The following is a 21,009-nucleotide window of genomic DNA, read 5'->3' on the forward strand; positions in this document are numbered from 1 at the left end:
TCATGGGGGCCTCACCTTCGAAATAATTCCAACATCGGAAAAGGTCTTGCACAGGACGCAAGGCCGGTAGCAATCCAGCGCCATTCCAGCAACAGACGACCGGCGGCGGCATTGGCCGCTCACCTCATCAGGGGCTTAGCTTGAACATTCGCAAATTCATCGGTGGCACCAGCCGCGACGCGTTACGGCTCGTACGCGAAGCGTTGGGTGCGGACGCCGTCGTTCTGTCGAACCGCACGCTCGACGACGGCAGCGTTGAGATCGTCGCGCTCGCAGACCGCGATCTCGCGGCGATCACGCCGGCCGATGCTGCCGCAGCGCAGGGCCTGGCTGCCCAGGCTGGCCAAGGCGCCCCGTTCGCGCAGGCCTCCGCCGCGATGACGCAAATGTCGCGCACGCCGCGCGCAGCGCTCCCCGCCCCGGTCAGCAGCGCCAACCCCTACGCGAGCGGCATGCCGGACGTGTTCTCGTCGGTGTTCGGCGCGAGCCCGGAAGTGGGCGCCGAAAATGGCGGCGCGAGCGCCGACGCCGATGCCGATGGCGACCACGCCGCCGACGCCGCCGTCTCGCTCGGCCAGGAAGCGTCGGCCGTGTCGGCCGCCATCGCGCCGCTTTCGCCGTCTTCACGCGCCGCGGCAGGCCAGCAGGCCGCGATGCAGGCGGCGCAATCGCAACAATCGCAACAAGCCGTTCCGCATGCGCATTCGCCGCTGCAAATGGCGCTGCAGGCCGCGACCGAGTCGCTCGCCTCGCCGGCCTTTGCGCCATCGTTTGCGTCGATGGCGCCGGCCGCGAACGCCCCGGCCGCCGCACGCGAAGCCGCAGCGCGGCTCGAACAGGCAGCCGGCAACCCGGCAAGCGACGCGCCGCGCACGATGGCCGAGTCGAACCCCTGGCTGATCGACCACGCCCGCCGCATCGCGAACCAGCAGAACGCGCCGCGCGTGCCGGGCATGACGCCCGCCGCCGCAGCCGCACGCGGCCTTGGCAGCGTCGCCGATCCGGTGCTGCCGCCTGATGTCGACGCCAGCACGCCCGACTGGGCGCTCGAGGCCGCTCATGTCGCCGCGCGCCGCGCCGCGCAGCGCCTTGGCCACGGTCCGGAAGCCGCGGGCCCCGCGCCCGGCAGCCGCAATGCGCAGGGCGGCGATGCGGCGCAAACCGTGAGCGAAGCGATCCGCGCGCGCATCGAGCAGGTCGTCAACGAAACCGTGATGAACGAGTTGGCCTCCATGCGCGGCATGATGGAAGAGCAGTTCGCGGGCCTCCTGTGGGGCGAGCGCCAGCGCCGCAGCCCGGTGCAGGGCGCGCTCACCAAGCAGCTGTTCGCCGCGGGCTTCTCGGCGCAGCTCGTGAAGATGATGATCGACCGCCTGCCCGACGTGCAAACCGAAGAGGCCGGCATGGAGTGGCTCCAGTCGGTGCTCGAATCGAACCTGCCCGTGCTCGAAGACGAAGAAGCGCTGATGGAGCGCGGCGGCGTGTTCGCGCTGATGGGCCCGACGGGCGTGGGCAAGACCACGACCACGGCGAAGCTCGCCGCACGCTGCGTGATGCGCTTCGGCGCGAGCAAGGTCGCGCTTCTCACGACCGACAGCTACCGTATCGGCGGCCACGAGCAACTGCGCATCTTCGGCAAGATCCTCGGCGTTTCGGTGCACGCGGTGCGCGACGGCGCGGATCTCCAGCTCGCGCTCACCGAACTCAAGAACAAGCACATCGTGCTGATCGACACGATCGGCATGAGCCAGCGCGACCGCGCCGTGGCCGACCAGATCGCCATGCTGTGCGGCGCGGGCCGCCCGGTGCAGCGCCTTCTGCTGCTCTCGGCGACCAACCACGGCGACACGCTCAACGAAGTCGTGCAGGCCTACCAGAGCGGCCCGGACAACGCGCCGCTCACGGGCTGCATCCTCACCAAGCTCGACGAGGCCACCAACCTCGGCAGCGCGCTCGACACCGTGCTGCGCTACAAGCTGCCGGTGCATTACGTCTCGACGGGCCAGAAGGTTCCCGAGAACCTTTACGTGGCGACGCGCCGCTTCCTGATCCGCAGCGCCTTCTGCATTCCGCGAGAGAGTTCGCCGTTCGTGCCGCACGAAGACGATATCCCGGCGCTGCTGTCGGCACTTTCGACGCGTACGAATTCGCAGGCTCCCGAGGTCAGGTTTGGATAAGTTCGTAATCGATCAGGCTGAAGGGCTGAGGCGGCTGCTCGCGCGCGAAGGCTCGCGTGTGGTCGCGGTGACGGGCGGTGCAGGTTCGCCGGGACGCACGACCACCGTGGTCAATCTCGCGGCGGCGCTCACCGCGCATGGCAAGGACGTGCTCGTGATCGACGAGTGTCTGGGACCCCGCTCGGTCTGTTCGCTGGTAGGCGGTGTGCGGGGCGCAGGCAACTTCGCCGCCGTCATGCGCGGCGAGCGCACGCTCGACGAAGCCGTGGGCCGCCATGCGCTCGGTTTCGGCGTGCTGGCCGCTTCGCGCGACAACCGCGCGCAGTACACGTCCGCCCAGCTGCAAAAGGTCATTTCGGGCCCCGCTGACATCGTACTGATCGATGCGCAGCTCGACGCCGAAGGCGCGCTTTCGCCGCTCGCCATGCATGCGCACGACGTGCTGATCGTGATGCGCATCGGTGCGCAGTCGATCACGGACGCCTACGCGTGCATGAAACGGCTGCACTTCGCGCATGCAATCGCTCAGTTTCGCGTACTCGCGAATCATGTGGCGAACGCAAGCGACGCGCAGACCGCGATCGAGAACCTCGCCGGGGTGGCGAGCCGCTACCTGAACGTGTCACTCGAAAGCGCCGGTAGCGTCGCTGCCGATCAGCACATGGCGCAGGCGCTCAGGCTTGCACGCTGCATCGTCGATGCGTTTCCGTCGACGGCTGCCGCGCGCGATTTCCGCCACGTGGCTGCCGAATTGCCGCACTGGCCAATGCGACCCGCGGTCTCGGCGTGTTCGCCGGCCACGGCGCGCGCCAGCGCGGCGTTCGGCGCCACGGACGAAGAACATGAAGCGGCGGGCCAAGCACCCGCCGACGATCTGGACGGCGCGCCCCAGGCCGGCGTCCAGCCACACGCTACGCATGCAACAAACGCCGCACACAGCACGCTCGCCGCGAACGCCGATTCGTTCGTTGCGGCCGTGACGGGTGTGCATCCCGCACCCAACGCAACATCCGCGTCCGCCGCGGCCCATGTGGGCTGGCGGACCGATACGCCCGCGCAGCGGACGTCGCCGCAGCACGTCTGACGTGCGCACGACGACGCCAACAGGGACATGAGAAGTGGAGAGCACGATGTATAACGCTCAAGGAAAGATTTCGCAGGCCGACGTGCTCGCGAAGTACGCGCCGCTCGTAAGACGGCTCGGCTTGCAGCTCGTCGCCAAGATGCCAGCGAGCGTAGACCTCGACGACCTGATCCAGGCCGGCATGATCGGCCTGCTCGACGCGGCCAACCGCTACAAGGAAGATCAGGGCGCGCAGTTCGAGACCTACGCGAGCCAGCGCATTCGCGGCGCGATGCTCGACGAGCTGCGCAGCAACGACTGGCTGCCGCGCAGCCTGCGCCGCACCTCGCGTGAAGTGGAAAGCGCGGTGCACAAGGTGGAGCAGCGGCTCGGTCGCTCGGCGAGCGAGACGGAGATCGCCGAGCATCTGAGCATGCCGCTCGACGAGTATCAGAGCATGCTGCAGGAACTGCACGGCAGCCAGCTCATCTACTACGAAGACTTCGACCGCTCCGCCGAGGACGAACCGTTCCTCGACCGCTACTGCGTCGATCATTCGGATCCGCTTTCGGCGCTGCTAGACGACAGCCTGCGCGGCGCGCTCGTCGAAGCGATCGATCGGCTGCCCGAGCGCGAGAAGCTGCTCATGTCGCTCTATTACGAGCGCGGCATGAACCTGCGCGAAATCGGCGCGGTGATGGAGGTGAGCGAGTCGCGCGTGTGCCAGCTGCACAGCCAGGCGGTGGCGCGACTGCGCACGCGGCTGCGCGAGATGTCGTGGGCCGGCCAGGAGAATTGAGGCGCTAGCCGGTCCGCGTGGTTGCGAGCGCGAGCCGGAGTGCAGTTGCAGTGAAAGAGCCGGGGTGCGAGAGCGCTCCGGCTTTTTTGTTGATGGGCTGGGCCCGCGCAAACAAAAAAGCCGAAGCATCGCTGCTTCGGCTTTTGTCTTTGGCGAACGATGTGCGTGCGCGCTTACAGCCCGAACGCCGGCAGCCGGCCATCGGGGCCGTACAGCATCGAGCCGTTGCCCGTTTCGCCGCGCAGGATCGCGAGCGCGCGGCGGTTATGTTCCATGCGCGTGCGGATCATCATGCCGATAGTGAGATTCTTGCGGCGCGCACGCTCGGTCGACCCCTTGAGCAGCGCCCACTGGCTTGCAAGACGCGTGTCGCCGTCGCAGGCCATTTCGATACCTTTGCGGCCGCCGGGCAGACCGAGGCCGGCCAGTTGCGCATCGCGCGCTTTCTCGAGACCCGCCAGTCGCTGCGTGAGCGTCGTCTTCTGCTCGACGATCTGCGGCAGCGCCTCCATGCCGTCGGCCGACACGAGCGCCTTTTCTTCATAGGCGAGCAGCGACGCGAACGCCTCGACCGTGGCGTGTTCGTCGATCAGTGTGGCCAACAGGGCATCTTTCATTGCAAGGCACCAAAAAAAGCGAGGTTTGCGCGGCGCTCGCGCATCGAGCGTCAGTGGCTCGACGTCGGCTTCATGAGGTCGCGCGCGGTCTGGATCACGCCGTCGGCGATCTTGCCGGAGTCGATCTGCAGCGTGCCGTTGCGGATCGCGTCCTTGATCGACTGCACGTGTGCCGTGTCGATGTCGGCGGAGCCGCTCGCAGCGAGCGAGCGCATCGTCGACGAGAGCGACGAGAGGCTCACGTTCGCGCCGCCTTGAGCTGCGGCGGTCGTGCTGCTTGCCGCGCCGGAGGTGGCCGCGGTGTCGGTACCGGCGGCGCTTACGCCGGTCGAATCGGCTTGCGAGCGCGCGAGGCCATCCTGCAGCGTGCGCGCATCATTGCGGGTGGAGGAGTCAACTTTCACGATGGGCTTTCCTGATCGATTTGACCTTGATAACGGCATAGGTCGGGCCGAACTTTAGCCGAAAATCCCACCGTTACATGCTGTTACGTGTGCTGGCGCACAAAGCCGGAAACGGCCGGATCGGTCCGCCGGACGGGGCTCAACACACCCTGATCCGGCCCTTACCAGCGTTTACCGGCCCTAGATTTGCACCTGCACGGTACCCGCGTCCTTGACCACGCCCGAGATGATCTGGCCGCCGCTCGTGCGCACGCGCACCTGCTGGCCGGGTTCGGCGTTGTTCAGCGCGCTGCCCTCGGCGGAGATCGTGAAGTTGCTGCCCACGGCGATCACCTTGACCGTCTGTCCGATGACCACCGAGGCGGCGCTGCGCAGCATGTCGGTGCGCAGCGGCAGTCCCGCCGAAATGCGCGCGAGCGCGACGGCGCCCGTCGCCTGGTTGGGATCGGTGATGATGGTCTGCGGCAGGGTCGCGAGGTCGCCCGCGCGCGGCATGAAATCGGCGGCCGAAAGGGCTTCGCCCGCGCCGATCTGGCGCGAGGCCACGTAGTAGGTCACGTCCACGGCAACGCGCGCGCTCACATAGAGCGTCCACGGCTTCGCGCCGATGCAGCGCACGCCCACGGTCGTGTGCCCGTACGTGCGCGCGCCCGGCGGCACGAACGGCTCGAGCGAAGTGCAGGCCGCGAGGCCGCGCGGAAACACCGGCGCGACCGTGATGCTCACGTGGCCCGGCAAGCCCGCCGACTGCTGCTGCAGGAAGGCGAGCGCGGCGGCGCGGATCGATTCTCCGTCCTGCTGGCCGGGCGGCGTGGCCTGCACGTTCGTGGCGACGGCGCTGGTATTGGGATTCGGCTGCGCGCTCGTGCTTGCGCTTGCAACCGGCTTCGCGCCCGCGAGCGCCGCCGCGCCGGCGTCCACGACCACCGGGGCGACGCGGCTCGCGGCGCTCGACAGGTTCACGCGCTGGAGCGTGCCCGCGTTGTTCGCGTTGGCCGCCGGCACGCGCATCGGCTGGGCGCTCGCGCCCGGTGCGGGAATCGTGACGATGCGCGGCGCGTCGCCTTGGGGCGCTCGCTCGCCGGGACCCGGAATCGTGATCATGCCGTTCGAGTCGACGCCCGCGCGCGCATCCTCGGGCACGCCGCGCGAATTCAGATCGGCGTAGCTGGCCGCGCGCAGCGGCGCGGCGTCAGTGGGGGGGGCACTGCTGGCCGGGGCCGCGGCGGGCTTCTTCGCCTGGCTCGCGAGCAGCGCGTTCATCTGCGCGGCGTCGGAGCCTGCGCGGTCGCCGGGGCCCGCAATAAATATCTGGCCGCCGGCGCTTTCGGGCTGCGCCGCGGTTTGTGCGTGGGCGAGCGCGCCGCCAAGGGCGCAGGCAAGCACGCACGTCCAGGACGCGCTCCACGACAGCGCGCGCGCACGCCGCTCCAGGCCGGCGTGCGGCCTAGGGAAAGAGGCAGTCTGCGGCATCGTCGTTCTCCATCGAATGCATTGACACGCCTCGCATTCTAGGCGGCGGCCCCCGCGCGCTTGCGTCGAATAGAGGGGCGCTTTACCGGCTATTCGTCCGATTGGTTCTTGCCACCCCCGCCTAATATTCCACTCCATGCGCAAAGGCCTTCGGACCGCGCGCCTAACGTTTGCGTCGGCTTCCCCGCCTTTTGGCGAGCCCGCCGCGCTCACGCCGAATCCTTTTTCGTTTCACGGAGAACGCCCGATGCTGGACAAACTCGATGCCGAATTCGCCTTTGGTCGCGAAGCGCTCGATGTGCGCGCCACGCGGCAGGCATTGATCTCTTCGAACATCGCGAACGCCGACACGCCGGGTTACCAGGCGCGCGACGTGGACTTCGCGGCGTCGCTCGCCGGTGCGCTGCGCCAGCAGGGCGCCGGCGGCACCGTGGGCATGACGGCCACCTCGGGCGGCAACGTCCAGCCGCTTGCCATGGCGCAGCCCGCGGGCGTGACGAGCGGCATGCAGATGGCGGCGACGGAGTCGGGCCACATGGCCGGCGACGCGAAGCTGATCCCGACGGGCGGCCCGGCCGATACGTACAAGAGCCAGCTCATGTACCGCACGCCGGTGCAGCCCGCGCTCGACGGCAACACGGTCGATCTCGACACCGAACGCGTGCAGTTCGCGGACAACGCGCTGCACTTCGAGTCGGGCATGACGGTGGTCTCGCAGCAGATCAAGACGATGCTCTCCGCGATCACCTCGGGTTCGAGCTGATCGCCGCTTGTAGCGCAGCCGGAAAACGCAGTAACGAAGCCATGAACGACCAACGCGCGCGTGACGCGCACCTGATGTGAGGTCAACGAAACCATGCCATCCCTGATGAACATCTTCAGCGTTGCGGGCTCCGCCATGACGGCGGAATCGCAGCGTCTGAACGTGACGGCGTCCAATCTCGCCAACGCCGACAGCACGACCGGCCCCGACGGCCAGCCGTACAAGGCGAAGCAGGTCGTGTTCGCGGTGAATCCGCTCGGCGGCGCGCGCACGGCCTCGGGCCAGCAGGTGGGCGGCGTCAGGGTGACCGGCGTGGTGGACGACCCCACGCCCATGAAACAGACCTACGACCCCGACAATCCCTCCGCCAACGCGGACGGCTACGTGACGATGCCGAACGTCGACCCGGTGCAGGAGATGGTGAACATGATCTCGGCGTCGCGCTCGTACCAGGCCAACGTCGAAACGCTGAACACGGCCAAGACGCTGATGCTCAAGACGCTCACGATCGGAACGTAAAGCGGGAACCTGAAGCACAGCAAGCCGCAGTCAGTACGGACACTGCAGTACATACAGAGACCAGCGGGCGCGAAACGAAGCAGCGGAAGCAGCGCCCGCCACCACCACACGCCTAGCACGAAGCGCAATCGAGGGAGAACGCGTTGAGTTCCAGCAACACAACCATCGGCGGCAGCACCGCCACCGTGTCGCAGCAGCTGCTCGACACCATGAACGGCACGAGCTCGAGTTCGTCGTCGGCGTCGTCGAGCGGCACGAGCGCGAGCGACCTGCAGTCCACGTTCCTGCAGATGCTCGTCGCGCAGCTGCAGAACCAGGATCCGACCAATCCGATGGACAGCTCGCAGATGACCTCGCAGCTCGCCCAGATCAACACGGTGTCGGGCATCCAGCAGCTGAACACGTCGCTGTCGTCGCTTTCCACGCAGCTTTCGGCGGGCCAGAACGCGCAGGCCGCACTGCTGATCGGCTCGACCGTGCTCGCCCCGGGCAGCAGCGCCACCGTGTCGAGCGGCAGCGCGCCGCAGCTCGGCGTGACGCTGCCTTCGGCGGTCTCGGACGTGAAGCTCACGATCACCAACTCGGCGGGCCAGGTCGTCAACACCCTCGACCTCGGCGCGCAGTCGGCCGGCACCGTGCCGGTCACCTGGAACGGCAAGGACAGCTCGGGCAACACGGTTGCCGACGGCACCTACACGATCAGCGCGACCGCGACGACCAACGGCCAGTCCGCCACGGCAACCGCGCTCGTCGCGAGCCAGGTGCAAGGCGTGGTCCAGAAGTCGGACGGCACCCCGAGCCTCTCGCTCGCCAACGGCAAGACCGTCGCGCTTACGAGCGTCGGCGCCATTCTCTGAACACGATAAACGCGGAGTAGACAACCATGGGCTACCAGCAAGGATTGAGCGGCCTCGCCGCGTCGTCGAACGACCTCGACGTGATCGGCAACAACATCGCCAACGCGAACACCGTCGGCTTCAAGCAGAGCACGGCGCAGTTCGCCGACGTGTACGCGAACACCATCGCGACGTCGGTGGGCAACCAGATCGGCCTCGGCGCCTCGCTGCAAACGGTGCAGCAGGACTTCGCGCAGGGCACGATCAGCACGACGGGCCAGGCGCTGAACGTCGCCATCAACGGCAACGGCTTCTACCAGATGTCGAACAACGGCACGATCACGTACTCGCGTAACGGCGTGTTCCAGCTCGACAAGAACGGCTATATCACCGACGCCTCGGGCAATGACCTGATGGGCTACGCCGCCAGTTCGACCGGCGTGATCAACACCGCGCAGACCGTGCCGCTGCAGGTGCCGACCACCAACATCGCGCCGGTTGCGACCAAGAACATCACGGCGCAGCTGAACCTGAACGCACAGGCCACGACGCCGACCACCACGACCTTCAGCGAAACCGACTCGACGAGCTACACGTATTCGACGTCGGTCACGGCCTACGACACGCTCGGCGGCACCCAGACGGTCAACATGTATTTCGCGAAGGATGCAACGAGCGGCCAGTGGGACGTCTATGCGGGCCAGGCCGGCTCGGTGACGAAGATCGGCACGGCGCAGTTCAGCTCGTCGGGCGCGCTGCAGAGCATCACGGCCTCGGGCACGGCAACGACCAACGGCACCACGTCGCTCACCTTCAGCATTAACCCGACGGACGGCTCCACGACGCCCCAGTCGCTGACGCTCGACCTCGCGGGCACGACGCAGTACGGCTCGGCCAACGGCGTGAACAACCTCGCCCAGGACGGCTACGCGAGCGGCACGCTCTCGAACTTCTCGATCGGCGCGGACGGCACCATCACCGGCAATTACTCGAACGGCCAGACCATGTCGCTCGGTCAGATCGTGCTCGCCAACTTCAACAACCCGAACGGTCTCCTGAACCTGGGCGGCAACCAGTTCCAGCAAACGGCGGCATCGGGCGTCGCGCAGGTCTCCACGCCGGGCAGCACGAACCACGGCACGCTCACGGGCGGCGCGCTCGAAGCGTCGAACGTCGACCTGACGAACCAGCTCGTCGACCTGATTACGGCCCAGCGCAACTACCAGGCGAACGCGCAGACCATCAAGACGCAGCAGACCGTCGACCAGACGCTGCTGCAGATGTAACGCGTCTAACCACGTACCGGGCACACCATGGACCGACTGATCTATACCGCGATGACGGGCGCGAGCCAGGCGCTCGAGCAGCAGGCCGTCGTCGCGAACAACCTCGCGAACGTCTCGACCACGGGCTTTCGCGCGCAGCTCGCCAACTTTCGCGCCGTGCCGATGTCGTTCGGCGACGGCTCGACGGTGAACGACCAGACCACGCGCACCTACGTGCTCTCGGCGACGCCTGGCTCGGACATGACGCCCGGTGCGATCTCGCATACCGGCAACCCGCTCGACATCGCCATTCAGGGCCAGGGTTTCATGGCCGTGCAGACGGCCGACGGCAACGAGGCCTATACGCGTGCGGGCAACCTGCACGTCGATGAAAACGGCCAGCTCGTCACGGCCAACAACCTGCAGGTGATCGGCGGCGGCGGCCCGATCGCGGTGCCGCCGGGCTCGGCGATCACGATCGGCAAGGACGGCACGGTTTCGGCCATCGCGCCGGGCAGCCCCGCCAACGCGATCGCCATGATCGACCAGATCAAGTTCGTCAACCCGCCGGCAGGCGCGCTCACGCGCGGTGACGACGGCCTTTTCCACACGTCGGACGGCAACCCCGCCGACGCGGACCAGACCGTCCAGGTCGCAACCGAGTCGCTCGAAGGCAGCAACGTGAACCCGGTGGCGGCGATGGTCTCGATGATCACCAACGCGCGCCAGTTCCAGATGCAGACCAAGCTGCTCCAGAACGCTGACCAGAACGAGCAGAGCGCGAACCAGCTGCTCAACTTCAGCTAAGCCATTTCAAGTTAAATGAAGGCCGCCTCGCGCCGCGCGCGAGGCCGGACCGGGAGAAAGACACCGTGAACCGATCGCTCTACATCGCCGCCACCGGCATGAACGCCCAGCAGGCGCAGATGGACGTGATCTCGAACAACCTCGCGAACGTGAGCACCAATGGCTTCAAGGGCTCGCGCGCGGTGTTCGAGGACCTCATGTACCAGACGCTGCGCCAGCCGGGTGCGAACTCGACCCAGCAAACCGAACTGCCTTCGGGCAGCCAGGTGGGCACGGGCGTGCAGCAGGTGGCGACCGAGCGTCTCTACACGCAGGGCAACCTGCAGCAGACCGGCAACTCGAAGGACGTGGCGATCAACGGCGCGGGCTTCTTCCAGGTGCAGATGCCCGACGGCACGACGGCCTACACGCGCGACGGCTCGTTCCAGACCAACGCACAAGGCCAGCTCGTGACGGCAAGCGGCTACCAGGTGATGCCGGCCATCACGGTGCCCGCCAACGCGACCTCGCTCACCATCGGCAGCGACGGCGTGGTGACGGTCACGACGCCGGGCACGGCCAACAACACGACCATCGGCACGCTGCAGCTCGCCATGTTCATCAACCCGGCCGGCCTGCAGTCGAACGGGCAGAACCTCGTGTCGGAAACGGCTTCGTCGGGCGCGCCCACGGTTTCCACGCCGGGCCAGAACGGTTCGGGCACGCTCAACCAGGGCTACGTGGAATCGTCGAACGTGAACGTCGTGCAAGAACTCGTGAACATGATCGAGACGCAGCGCGCCTACGAAATCAACAGCAAGGCGGTCACCACTTCTGACCAGATGCTGCAAACCCTCAGCCAGATGCAGGTCTGAGGTCTCCCTGGTTAATCAAGTCGGTGAAGAATATGTCGCAGTCCGTTCGAAACCATCCTCGCATCCGCGCGCGGCACCCGGGCAATTCCCGGGCGCTCGTGGCGGCTGTGGCGCTCGCGATGCTGGCGGGCTGCGCCTACATTCCCAACCGGCAGCCGATCACGCAGCAGCCCATGACGGCCGTGCCGCCCCCGCCGCCTGTGAACAACTCGCCGGGCGCGATTTACAACCCCGGCTACGCGGGACGGCCGCTCTTCGAGGACCAGCGTCCGCGCAATACCGGCGACATCCTCACGATCGTCATCTCCGAAAACATCAACGCGACCAAGTCGTCGGGCGCGGCCACCAAGCGCGGCACCAGCGCGAGCTTCTCGGGCACCGCGAACTTCCTGCCGGGCTTCTTCAACCGCGCGAACCTGAATACGACGGGCGCGAACCAGTTCGACGCCACGGGCGGCGCGAACGCCTCGAACACGTTCACGGGCGTCATCACCGTGACCGTGACGAACGTGCTGCCCAACGGCAATCTCGTCGTCTCCGGCGAGAAGCAGATGCTCATCAACCAGGGCAATGAATTCGTGCGCTTTTCCGGCGTCGTCAATCCGAACACTGTTGCCGGAGACAACTCCGTGCTCTCGACCGACGTCGCCGACGCGAAGATCGAATACTCCGCCAAGGGCGTGATCGACGAAGCCGAGACGATGGGCTGGCTGCAACGCTTTTTCCTGAACATCGCGCCATGGTGAAGATCCGCTTCCATCGTTCGCGCCGCTCGCGCGTGAAGGACGTGCTCGCCGCAATCGGCGTGGCATTCGGCTTCGTGCTGGCCTGCGGTGCACTCGTCGCCTACGCGACGCCGGCACGCGCCGAGCGCGTGAAAGACCTCGCGACCTTCCAGGGCGTGCGCGACAACCCGCTCATCGGCTACGGCCTCGTGGTGGGTCTCGACGGCACCGGCGACCAGACGACCCAGGCGCCGTTCACGACGCAGACGCTCGCGAACATGCTCGCGAACCTCGGCATCTCGATCAACAACACGTCGAGCTCGTCGGGTTCCTCGTCGACGCTCAACAACATGCAGCTGAAGAACGTCGCCGCGGTGATGGTGACGGCGGTGTTGCCGCCGTTCGCGCGGCCGGGCGAGCAGATCGACGTCACGGTGTCTTCGCTCGCCAATGCCAAGAGCATTCGCGGCGGCACGCTGCTGCTCACGCCGCTCAAGGGTGCCGACGGCCAGGTCTACGCGCTCGCGCAGGGCAACGTGGCCGTGGGCGGCGCGGGCGCCTCGGCCAACGGCAGCAAGGTGCAGGTGAACCAGCTCGCCGCCGGCCGCATCTCGGGCGGCGCGATCATCGAGCGCTCGGTGATCTCGCCGGTCTCGCAGCAAGGCGGTCTGCTCACGCTGACCGTCAACGACATGGACTACGACACGACGCAGCGCATCGTCTCGGCCGTCAACAACATGTTCGGCCCGGGCACGGCCTCGCCGCTCGATGGCCGCACGATCCAGGTGCACGGGCCGGCCGATCCGGGCTCGCAGGTGGGCTTCATCGCGCAGATCCAGGACCTCAACGTGAATCCGGCCACGCCGGCCGCGAAGGTGATCCTGAACGCGCGCACCGGCTCGATCGTCATGAACCAGATGGTGACGCTCGAGAGCTGCGCGGTCGCGCACGGTAATCTCTCGGTCGTCGTGAACACGCAGACGGCGGTAAGCCAGCCCGGCGCGTTCTCCAACGGCCAGACAGTGGCGACGCGCCAGTCGCAGATCCAGCTGAAGCAGGACAACGGATCGCTCAAGCTCGTCACGGCGGGCGCCAATCTCGCCGAGGTCGTGAAGGCGCTCAACGCGCTGGGCGCCACGCCGGCGGATCTGATGTCGATCCTGCAGGCGATGAAGGCGGCGGGTGCATTGCGCGCCGACCTCGAGATCATCTAAGGGGTGTAACTTGGATAATACGAAGAACATCGGCGGCGGCAGCCTCGACCTCTCCAACCGCTTCGCGCTCGACGTGCAGGGCTTCGACTCGATGCGCGCCGCGGCGAACGCCTCGCCCCAGCAGGGCGTGAAGATGGCCGCGAAGCAGTTCGACGCGGTCTTCACGCAGATGATGCTCAAGAGCATGCGCGACGCGACGCCCGACGACGGCCCGCTCGACTCGCACGACGGCGCGCAGTTCACCTCGATGATGGACCAGCAGCTCTCCCAGCAGATGTCGAACAAGGGCATCGGCGTGGCGAACGCGATGCTCAAGCAGCTCATGCGCAGCATGGGCGGCGCGGCCGGTGCCGATGGCGCGGGTGGTGCCGGTGGTGCGGACGGCGTGGCGGGCGCGATCTCGGGGCTTTCGGGCAAGGACGCGAGCGAAGGGAACCTCGCCATGCTCAACGCGCTCGGCCGCGCCTACGGCAACGCCGCCGCCAACGGCGCGCTCGCCAACGGCTCGGGGTACAGCGGCAACAGCTCGCTCACGCCGCCGGTCAAGGGCAACGGCGACGCATCGGTGGACGCGTTCGTCGACAAGCTCGCCAACGCGGCGCAGCAGGCCAGCTCGACCACGGGCATTCCGGCACGCTTCATTCTCGGCCAGGCCGCGCTCGAATCGGGCTGGGGCAAGCGCGAGATCAAGAACGCCGACGGCTCGACGAGCCACAACGTGTTCGGCATCAAGGCGAGCAAGGACTGGACCGGCAAGACCGTCTCGACGGTCACGACGGAATACGTGAACGGCCAGCCGCATCGCGTGGTGGAGAAGTTCCGCGCCTACGACTCGTACGAAGACGCGATGACCGACTATGCGACGCTGCTCAAGGGCAACCCGCGCTACGCGTCGGTGATCAACGGCTCGAAGAGCGCCGAGGGCTTCGCGCACGGCATGCAGCGCGCGGGCTACGCCACCGACCCGCACTATGCGAAGAAGCTGCTGACCATCATGCAGCGGATGGCTTGACGATCGATTCGACGCCTCGCGCCGCGGTTGGCGTCAATTAGGCAACCGCAAACGTTGGCTTCGCGCAGTTGCCGGAAGAAGCTGCGCACGTGTGTTTCATGCAGGGAAAAGGCACATTTTTTTTACGCCTAATCCCTAAATTTTTCGTAATGTCTGCCGCTAATGCAGGCGAGATGGAAAAGAAATCCGGGCGGTCGGACCGCCCGAACGGCGCGTGCGGAAAGGGTCCGCGGGCGCGCCGGCACGTTCACGAATTCCCGGCAGGCCGATGAATACCGTTCAGTCGAATCCACAGGAAGCAGGCGAGGGCGCGGAAGGCTCCCACGACTTTGGGCGCCGCAATCCGCTTGAGATCGGCGTCCAGCTACGCAATCTCGTCAATCGCGGCGACTTCCTGACCCTCCAGTATCGCGGCGGACAGCTCGTCACGCGCATTCTGGCCGTCAACGGACGCGAGCGCACTTTCGTGTTCGACTGGGGCGCGATGCCCGAGCAGAACACGGGCGTGCTCGCCGCGCCCGAGTGCCTGTTCCACGCATCGCCCGATGGCGTGCGCGTGGAGTTCAAGACGGCTACGCCGCGGCGCACCGAGTTCGAAGGGCGCCCCGCGTTCGAAGCCGATTTCCCCGAAGTGCTGTTCTACGTGCAGCGGCGCGAGTACTTCCGCGTCGACACGCCCGTGCTCGAGCCGTGCATCTGCCGCGGCGAACTGCCGAGCGGCGGCCCGCGTTTCGCGTACGAGGTGCATGACCTCTCGCTCGGCGGCCTCGGGCTGCGTACGACGGACGAGCGCGTCGCGGATCTCGCGATGGGGCTCGTGCTGCCCGACGTCGAACTCGACCTGCGCGCGCACGGCAAGCTGCGTGTGGATCTCGCGCTCGTCGTGCTGCGTTTCATCGACCTGCCCAACGGCGACCGCCGCTATCACATGGGCTTTCGCTTCGACGCGCTGCCCGGCTCCGCCGAGAACACGCTGCAGCGCTATATCACGCAGCTCGAGATGAAGCGCCGCGCACTCGCGCGTGCCTGAGCGGCATAGCCTCAAGCCTCACCTGCACGATCCGCAACACCCTCGCCGGCGCAACGCATGTTGCGCCGGTTCGCCCGCCGCGCGGCAGGCGCGCCCGCTCTTTCTCGCTAACGTTTTCGTGTCCATCAGGCGCTCAATTTTTGCAGCGCGTTGCCGTTATACCGTGAGTACATCACGCGGTTTGCCAGGGGGGCGGGCCGCTTTCGAGGATTACGCATGTCCAACATTTTCTCGATCGGTCTGAGCGGCCTGCAGGCGGCGCAGATTGGTATCTCGACCACCGGCGAGAACATCAGCAACTCGACGACCGCGGGCTATACCGTCGAGACGCCGGTGTACCAGGAATCGGCGGGTCAGTACACGTCGAGCGGCTATCTCGGCAGCGGCGTCACTACCGCGACCGTGCAGCGCGCGTACAGCCAGTACCTCACGACGGCCGTCAACAATGCGCAGACGGCCAGCAGCTCGTACACGGCGTCGTACAACCTCGCCACGCAGCTCTCGAACCTCGTGGGCAGCCCGACCTCGGGCATCGCCACCGCGATCACGAACTTCTTCACGGGCCTGCAGAACGTCTCGAACTCGCCTTCGGATACCGCAGCGCGGCAAACCGTGCTCTCCGACGCGCAGACGCTCGCCACCCAGATCAACGCCGCAAGCCAGCAGTACGACGCGATGCGCCAGAGCGTGAACACGCAGCTCACGAGCGCGGTCTCGCAAATCAACACCTACACGCAGCAGATCGCGAGCCTCAACGCGCAGATCACGTCCGCAAGCTCGGGCGGCCAGCAGCCGAACCAGCTGCTCGATCAACGCGATCAAGCTGTCGCGAATCTCTCGAAGCTGGTCGGCATTCAGGTCGTGCAGGGCAGCACCGGCTACAGCGTTTTCCTCGGCAATGGCCAGCCGCTCGTGGTGAGCGGCCAGAGCTACAACCTCGGCACGCAGCCGTCGAGCACCAACCCGTCGGAGCTGACCGTGACGTGGCAGGGCCTGAACGGCGCGAGCGCCGCGTCGCAAGGCACGCCGCAGGTGCTGTCGTCGGCCGCGCTGCAAGGCGGCACGGTGGGTGGCCTCGTCTCGTTCGTCCAGACCACGCTCGATCCGGCGGAATCGCAATTGGGCGCGATCGTGACGAGCTTCGCCGCGCAGGTGAACTCGCAAAACGCACTCGGCCTCACGCTCTCGGGCGGCGCGGGCGGCAATCTGTTCACGGTGGGCAATCCGCTCGTCACGGCCAGCTCGACGAACCCCGACACGCAGACCACGGTCAGCGCGACGCTCACGAACAGCACGCAGCCGCTCACCGACAACTACAAGCTGAGCTACGACGGCACGAACTGGAACCTCACCGACACGACGACGAACTCGCTGGTCGCGACCCAGCCGAACGGCACCGCGCCGATCACGATCGGCGGCTTCTCGATTACGCCTTCGGGCACGGTGAGCGCAGGCGACTCGTTCATGATCCAGCCGACGGCCGGCGCGCTCGCGAGCTTCTCGGTCGCGACCAGCGATCCTGCCGCCATCGCGGCGGCCACGCCGGTCGTCGTTTCGGCATCCACGACGAACGCGGGCACGGCTACCGTGACGCAAGGCGCGGTGGGCACGGGCTATTCGACGACGAACCTGCCGGTCACGCTCACGTACAACTCGACGTCCGGCACGCTGACCGGCCTGCCCAACGGCACGACCGTCACGATCACGACGCCGGGGTCGACGACCACCAGCACCGTGACGATCAACAGTGCCGCGACGCCGCCTGTGACCGGCGTGCCGTACGATCCGACCACGGGTGCAACCTTCACCATCACGAACCTCACGGATTCGACCGGCGCGAACGCCACCGCGACCAACGTGAGCTTCACGATGACGGGCACGCCCTCGAACAACGACACGTTCACGGTGGCGGGCAACAAGAGCGGCACGCAGGACGGCCGCAACGCGCTCGCGCTCGCGAACCTCACGTCGAGCACGGCATACACGGGATCGGCCACGCTGACCACGGCGTATGCGAACTACGTCAACACGATTGGCAACACCGCTAGCCAGCTGGAGGCGTCGAACACGTCGCAGCAGTCGCTCGTGACGCAGCTCACTTCGCAGCAGCAATCGGTGCAGGGCGTGAACCTCGACGAGGAAGCGGCGAACCTGCTGCAGTATCAACAGCTCTATCAGGCCAACAGCAAGGTGATCCAGACGGCGGCATCGCTGTTCCAGACCCTGATCGGCATTTTCCAGTGAGGCGCTGACCCATGCGTATCGCGACTTCCCAGATTTTTTCCTCCAGTCTGTCGACGATGGAGAACCAGCAGTCTCAGCTCCTTCAGGTCCAGCAGCAGATCTCGACCGGCGTGGCGATTTCGAACCCGGGCGACAATCCGCTCGGCGCCGCGCAGGCCGTGACGCTTTCCGCGACGAGCGCGACGCTCACGCAGTACACGTCGAACCAGACCACGGCGCTCACCGCGCTGCAGCTCGAGGACACGACGCTCTCGAGCGTGACGACCACGATGCAGAGCATCCACTCGCTCATCATCGAAGCGCAGAACGGCTCGCTCACGGACCAGGCGCGCCAGGCGATCGCCCAGCAGATGCAAGGCGACCGCGACCAGCTGCTCACGCTCGCCAACACCACGGACGGCGCCGGCAACTACATCTTCTCGGGCTTCCAGAGCACCTCTCAGGTGTTCTCGAACAAGTCGGGCGGCGGCGTGACCTACAACGGCGACGCGGGCCAGCGCGTGATGCAGGTGGCCGGCACGCGCAACATCGCGGTCGGCGATACGGGCACGACGGTGTTCCAGAGCGTGCAGGCCGTCGGTTCGGCCAACGTGGCCTCGGGCAGTTCGTCGAACAAGGGCACGGGCGTGATCAGCGGCGTGACGGTGACGGACCCGACCCAGGCGACGAACAACGACAACTACTCGATCGCGTTCGCCACCGACGCGACCACCGGCGCGCTCACCTATACGGTGACCGACAACAGCGTGACGCCCGCGACGACGACCACGCCGGCCAACTACACCGAAGGCAACGCGATCTCGCTCGGCTCGGGCATGAGCGTGACGATGTCGGGTACGCCCAGCGCGGGCGACTCGTTCTCGGTCACGCCCGCCACGGCGTCGCAGAACACGGACGTGTTCGCGAGCATCGACAGCATCATCGCTGCACTGAATACGCCCACGAGCGGCTCCACCGCCGCGGTCGCGAACCTCAACAACGCGCTGAACACGGGCCTCACGCAGATCGGCAACTCGCTGTCGAACGTGATCACGGTGCAGGCGTCCGTGGGCGGCCGCGAGCAGGAAGTGAAGGCGCTGCAAACGGTCACGTCGACCAACTCGCTGCAGGTCACGTCGAACCTCTCCGACCTCATGAGCACCGACACCGTGGCCGCGATCAGCCAGTTCGAGCAGCTGTCGAACGCGCTCACGGCTTCGCAAAAGAGCTTCGCGGCAACGCAGAATCTCTCGCTGTTCCAGTACATCAATCCTTGATCGTGAGGCATTGAGCGGTCGAAAAAAAGCGGACTCCGGTCCGCTTTTTTATTGCGCTGCGCGCGCGTCGTGCGAAGCGCGTTTTAGCCGTGCGGCCGCAGCGCGCCGGCCACGCGGCCCATCTGATCGATACCGCTGTCGAACAGGCGCGCGAAGTAGGGAATCAGGTTCGGCATCATGAGCTGGATAAGCACCAGGCCCACGAGCATCGTGAGCGCGAAGCCGATCTGGAAGATACCGATTTGCGGGGCCGCACGGTTCAGAATGCCGAGCGACAGATTGGTGATGAGAAGCGCGACCACCACCGGCAGCGAGAGCAGCAGGCCCGAGGTGAGGATCGTCGCGCCGTAGTTGGCGATCAGCTGCCAGCCCGAGGCGCCGAGCACGCTCGCGGTGACAGGCAGCGTCTGGAACGTGGCGACGAGCGCCGCGATCATCTGCAGATGGCCGTCGAACACGAGGAAGGCGAGCATTGCCATCATGTTCAGCCAGGAGGAGAGCGCGGGCGAGCTCGTGTTGGCCTGCGGGTCGAAGAAGTTCGCGAAGCCCAGACCCATGCCGAGGCTCATCAGGTCGCCCGCCGCGGTCACGACCGCGAACACGAGCTGCATCGTGAAGCCGAGCGCAATGCCGATCAGGAACTGATTGACGAGGATCCACACGCCCTCGGTGGAAAACACCGTGACCTGCGGCATGGCGCTGAGCGTGGGCGCGACGATCAGCGTGACGAAGCCCGCGAGGCCGATCTTCACGCGCGTCGGCACGGAGCGGTTGCCCACCACGGGCGCGACCGCCACGAGCGCCAGAATGCGCGTGAACGGCCAGAGGAACGCCGTGAGCCAGGCGTTGAGCTGCGCGTAGGTGACCGTAAACATCGTGTGCCGGAAGAGGTGCGCCGCAAGCGCGAGGAGGCGGCCGGGGCGGCGCCTAGCCCGCGAGCTGCGGAATGCTCGTGAAAATGCGGTGCATGTAGTCGAGCATCGTCGTGAGCATCCACGGGCCGGCGATCACGAGCGTGACCGCGATGGCGACCAGCTTCGGGATGAACGAGAGCGTGGCTTCGTTGATCTGCGTGGCCGCCTGGAACAGGCTCACCGCCAGGCCCACCACGAGCGCGACGAGCAGGAGCGGCGCAGCAAGCAGGAGCGCCACATACATCGCCTCGTGAGAGAGCGTCATGACCATTTCGGGCGTCATGTCTGTGTCCTCAGGTAAAACTCTGCGCGAGCGAACCGATCAGCAGTTGCCAGCCGTCCACCAGCACGAACAGCATCAGTTTGAACGGCAGCGAAATCGTCGCGGGCGACACCATCATCATACCCATCGACATCAGCACGCTCGCCACCACCAGGTCGATGATGAGAAACGGGATGAAGATCGTGAAGCCGATCTGGAAGCCCGTCTTCAGTTCGCTCGTGACGAACGAGGGCACGAGCAGCGTGAGCGGCACGTCCTCGGGTCCCTGCATGGGCGCCGCGTGCGAGATGCGCGCGAAGAGCGCGAGATCGGACTCGCGGGTCTGGCGCAGCATGAAGGTCTTGAAGGGCGCGACGCCGCGCGCCACGGCGTCGTCCATCGAAATCGTGCCGGCCGAGAACGGTTTGTAGCCGTCGTTGTAGGCCTTGTCGAGCACCGGCGACATCACGAACAGCGTGAGAAAGAGCGCGAGGCCCACGAGCACCTGGTTGGGCGGGGTGGTCGTCGTGCCGAGCGCCTGGCGCAGCAGCGAGAGCACGATGATGATGCGCGTGAAGCTCGTCATCATCAGCACCATCGCCGGCAGGAACGACAGCATCGTGAGCAGCAGCATCGTCTGCACGCTCAGCGAGTACGTCGTTCCGCCGTTGGGGCCGGGGCTCGTGTTGAAGGCGGGGAGGCCTTGCGGGCCGCCCGCGCTCTGTGCGTGCGCGAGGTGCGGCAGCGCGAGGGCGAAGGCGCCCGCGCCGAGCAT

The 21,009-nt window shown here is 66.7% G+C and carries 20 protein-coding genes and 1 pseudogene; 15 read left to right on the forward strand and 6 right to left on the reverse strand.

Annotated features, from left to right (window positions below; all coding sequences use genetic code 11):
• Positions 1–140 precede the first annotated feature (140 nt).
• The 3 genes and pseudogenes from flhF (at position 141) to E1N52_RS14185 (ending at position 4,039) form a co-directional block, all read left to right on the forward strand.
• Positions 141–2,177 carry a flagellar biosynthesis GTPase FlhF gene (gene flhF, locus E1N52_RS14175; RefSeq protein ID WP_133183390.1) on the forward strand — a complete coding sequence of 679 codons (2,037 nt, stop codon included), beginning with the start codon at positions 141–143 and terminating at the stop codon, positions 2,175–2,177.
• Positions 2,170–2,952: pseudogene (locus E1N52_RS14180) on the forward strand (MinD/ParA family ATP-binding protein); the annotation flags it as partial. The gene flhF and the pseudogene E1N52_RS14180, both read left to right, overlap by 8 nt.
• A 355-nt stretch (positions 2,953–3,307) precedes the next feature.
• The gene (locus E1N52_RS14185; protein ID WP_028203358.1) at positions 3,308–4,039 is read left to right on the forward strand and encodes an RNA polymerase sigma factor FliA; all 732 of its coding nucleotides are present in this window, start codon (positions 3,308–3,310) and stop codon (positions 4,037–4,039) included.
• 173 nt (positions 4,040–4,212) lie between these two features.
• Here the strand turns inward: E1N52_RS14185 and E1N52_RS14190 are convergent, their stop codons facing one another.
• The 3 genes from E1N52_RS14190 to flgA all read right to left on the reverse strand — a co-directional run bounded on the left by E1N52_RS14190 (position 4,213) and on the right by flgA (position 6,533).
• The gene (locus E1N52_RS14190; protein ID WP_133183392.1) at positions 4,213–4,656 is read right to left on the reverse strand and encodes a flagella synthesis protein FlgN; all 444 of its coding nucleotides are present in this window, start codon (positions 4,654–4,656) and stop codon (positions 4,213–4,215) included.
• Positions 4,657–4,706: 50 nt separating this feature from the next.
• Entirely contained in the window at positions 4,707–5,060 is a 354-nt protein-coding gene (gene flgM, locus E1N52_RS14195; RefSeq protein ID WP_133183393.1) for a flagellar biosynthesis anti-sigma factor FlgM, read from the reverse strand.
• A 180-nt stretch (positions 5,061–5,240) separates the two neighbouring features.
• Positions 5,241–6,533 (reverse strand): flagellar basal body P-ring formation chaperone FlgA, encoded by a 1,293-nt coding sequence (flgA, locus tag E1N52_RS14200; RefSeq protein ID WP_133183394.1) that lies wholly within the window; start codon positions 6,531–6,533, stop codon positions 5,241–5,243.
• Positions 6,534–6,780: 247 nt separating this feature from the next.
• Here flgA and E1N52_RS14205 point away from each other — a divergent pair, with 247 nt between their 5' ends.
• The 12 genes from E1N52_RS14205 to flgL all read left to right on the forward strand — a co-directional run bounded on the left by E1N52_RS14205 (position 6,781) and on the right by flgL (position 19,058).
• Positions 6,781–7,296, forward strand: coding sequence for a flagellar basal body protein (locus E1N52_RS14205; protein WP_133183395.1), 516 nt, complete (start codon positions 6,781–6,783; stop codon positions 7,294–7,296).
• A gap of 93 nt (positions 7,297–7,389) precedes the next feature.
• Positions 7,390–7,815, forward strand: coding sequence for a flagellar basal body rod protein FlgC (flgC, locus tag E1N52_RS14210; RefSeq protein ID WP_133183396.1), 426 nt, complete (start codon positions 7,390–7,392; stop codon positions 7,813–7,815).
• Between the two features lie 209 nt (positions 7,816–8,024).
• Positions 8,025–8,672, forward strand: coding sequence for a flagellar hook assembly protein FlgD (locus E1N52_RS14215; protein ID WP_133183477.1), 648 nt, complete (start codon positions 8,025–8,027; stop codon positions 8,670–8,672).
• A 26-nt stretch (positions 8,673–8,698) separates the two neighbouring features.
• Entirely contained in the window at positions 8,699–9,937 is a 1,239-nt protein-coding gene (flgE, locus tag E1N52_RS14220) for a flagellar hook protein FlgE (RefSeq protein WP_133183397.1), read from the forward strand.
• A 27-nt stretch (positions 9,938–9,964) separates the two neighbouring features.
• A complete protein-coding gene (gene flgF / locus E1N52_RS14225; RefSeq protein ID WP_133183398.1) occupies positions 9,965–10,723 on the forward strand; it encodes a flagellar basal-body rod protein FlgF in 759 nt (252 codons plus the stop codon).
• 65 nt (positions 10,724–10,788) lie between these two features.
• Positions 10,789–11,577 carry a flagellar basal-body rod protein FlgG gene (gene flgG, locus E1N52_RS14230; RefSeq protein ID WP_133183399.1) on the forward strand — a complete coding sequence of 263 codons (789 nt, stop codon included), beginning with the start codon at positions 10,789–10,791 and terminating at the stop codon, positions 11,575–11,577.
• A gap of 14 nt (positions 11,578–11,591) precedes the next feature.
• On the forward strand, positions 11,592–12,323 hold the full coding sequence (locus E1N52_RS14235; protein WP_425468063.1) for a flagellar basal body L-ring protein FlgH: 732 nt from the start codon (positions 11,592–11,594) through the stop codon (positions 12,321–12,323).
• Positions 12,317–13,516: a flagellar basal body P-ring protein FlgI gene (locus tag E1N52_RS14240; protein ID WP_133183401.1), complete on the forward strand. Its 1,200-nt coding sequence runs from the start codon at positions 12,317–12,319 to the stop codon at positions 13,514–13,516. The genes E1N52_RS14235 and E1N52_RS14240 overlap by 7 nt, the downstream gene beginning before the upstream one ends.
• Before the next feature lie 10 nt (positions 13,517–13,526).
• Positions 13,527–14,528 carry a flagellar assembly peptidoglycan hydrolase FlgJ gene (flgJ, locus tag E1N52_RS14245; RefSeq protein ID WP_133183402.1) on the forward strand — a complete coding sequence of 334 codons (1,002 nt, stop codon included), beginning with the start codon at positions 13,527–13,529 and terminating at the stop codon, positions 14,526–14,528.
• Positions 14,529–14,796: 268 nt separating this feature from the next.
• Positions 14,797–15,558: a flagellar brake protein gene (locus E1N52_RS14250; RefSeq protein WP_133183403.1), complete on the forward strand. Its 762-nt coding sequence runs from the start codon at positions 14,797–14,799 to the stop codon at positions 15,556–15,558.
• A gap of 216 nt (positions 15,559–15,774) precedes the next feature.
• Positions 15,775–17,802, forward strand: a complete 2,028-nt coding sequence (flgK, locus tag E1N52_RS14255) for a flagellar hook-associated protein FlgK (protein WP_133183404.1) — start codon at positions 15,775–15,777, stop codon at positions 17,800–17,802.
• Between the two features lie 11 nt (positions 17,803–17,813).
• Complete coding sequence (flgL, locus tag E1N52_RS14260; RefSeq protein WP_133183405.1) at positions 17,814–19,058, forward strand: flagellar hook-associated protein FlgL; 1,245 nt, start codon at positions 17,814–17,816, stop codon at positions 19,056–19,058.
• Positions 19,059–19,141: 83 nt separating this feature from the next.
• On the opposite strand, the gene fliR is transcribed toward flgL, so the two are convergent.
• Genes fliR through fliP form a run of 3 tightly spaced genes read right to left on the reverse strand, consistent with a single transcriptional unit; the run spans position 19,142 to position 21,009 of the window.
• Positions 19,142–19,933, reverse strand: a complete 792-nt coding sequence (gene fliR, locus E1N52_RS14265) for a flagellar biosynthetic protein FliR (RefSeq protein WP_133183406.1) — start codon at positions 19,931–19,933, stop codon at positions 19,142–19,144.
• Positions 19,934–19,985: 52 nt separating this feature from the next.
• Positions 19,986–20,255, reverse strand: a complete 270-nt coding sequence (gene fliQ, locus E1N52_RS14270) for a flagellar biosynthesis protein FliQ (protein ID WP_133183407.1) — start codon at positions 20,253–20,255, stop codon at positions 19,986–19,988.
• A 10-nt stretch (positions 20,256–20,265) separates the two neighbouring features.
• The gene (gene fliP, locus E1N52_RS14275) at positions 20,266–21,009 is read right to left on the reverse strand and encodes a flagellar type III secretion system pore protein FliP (RefSeq protein ID WP_246089067.1); all 744 of its coding nucleotides are present in this window, start codon (positions 21,007–21,009) and stop codon (positions 20,266–20,268) included.

This window comes from Paraburkholderia guartelaensis (assembly GCF_004353905.1).
GTDB lineage: Bacteria > Pseudomonadota > Gammaproteobacteria > Burkholderiales > Burkholderiaceae > Paraburkholderia > Paraburkholderia guartelaensis.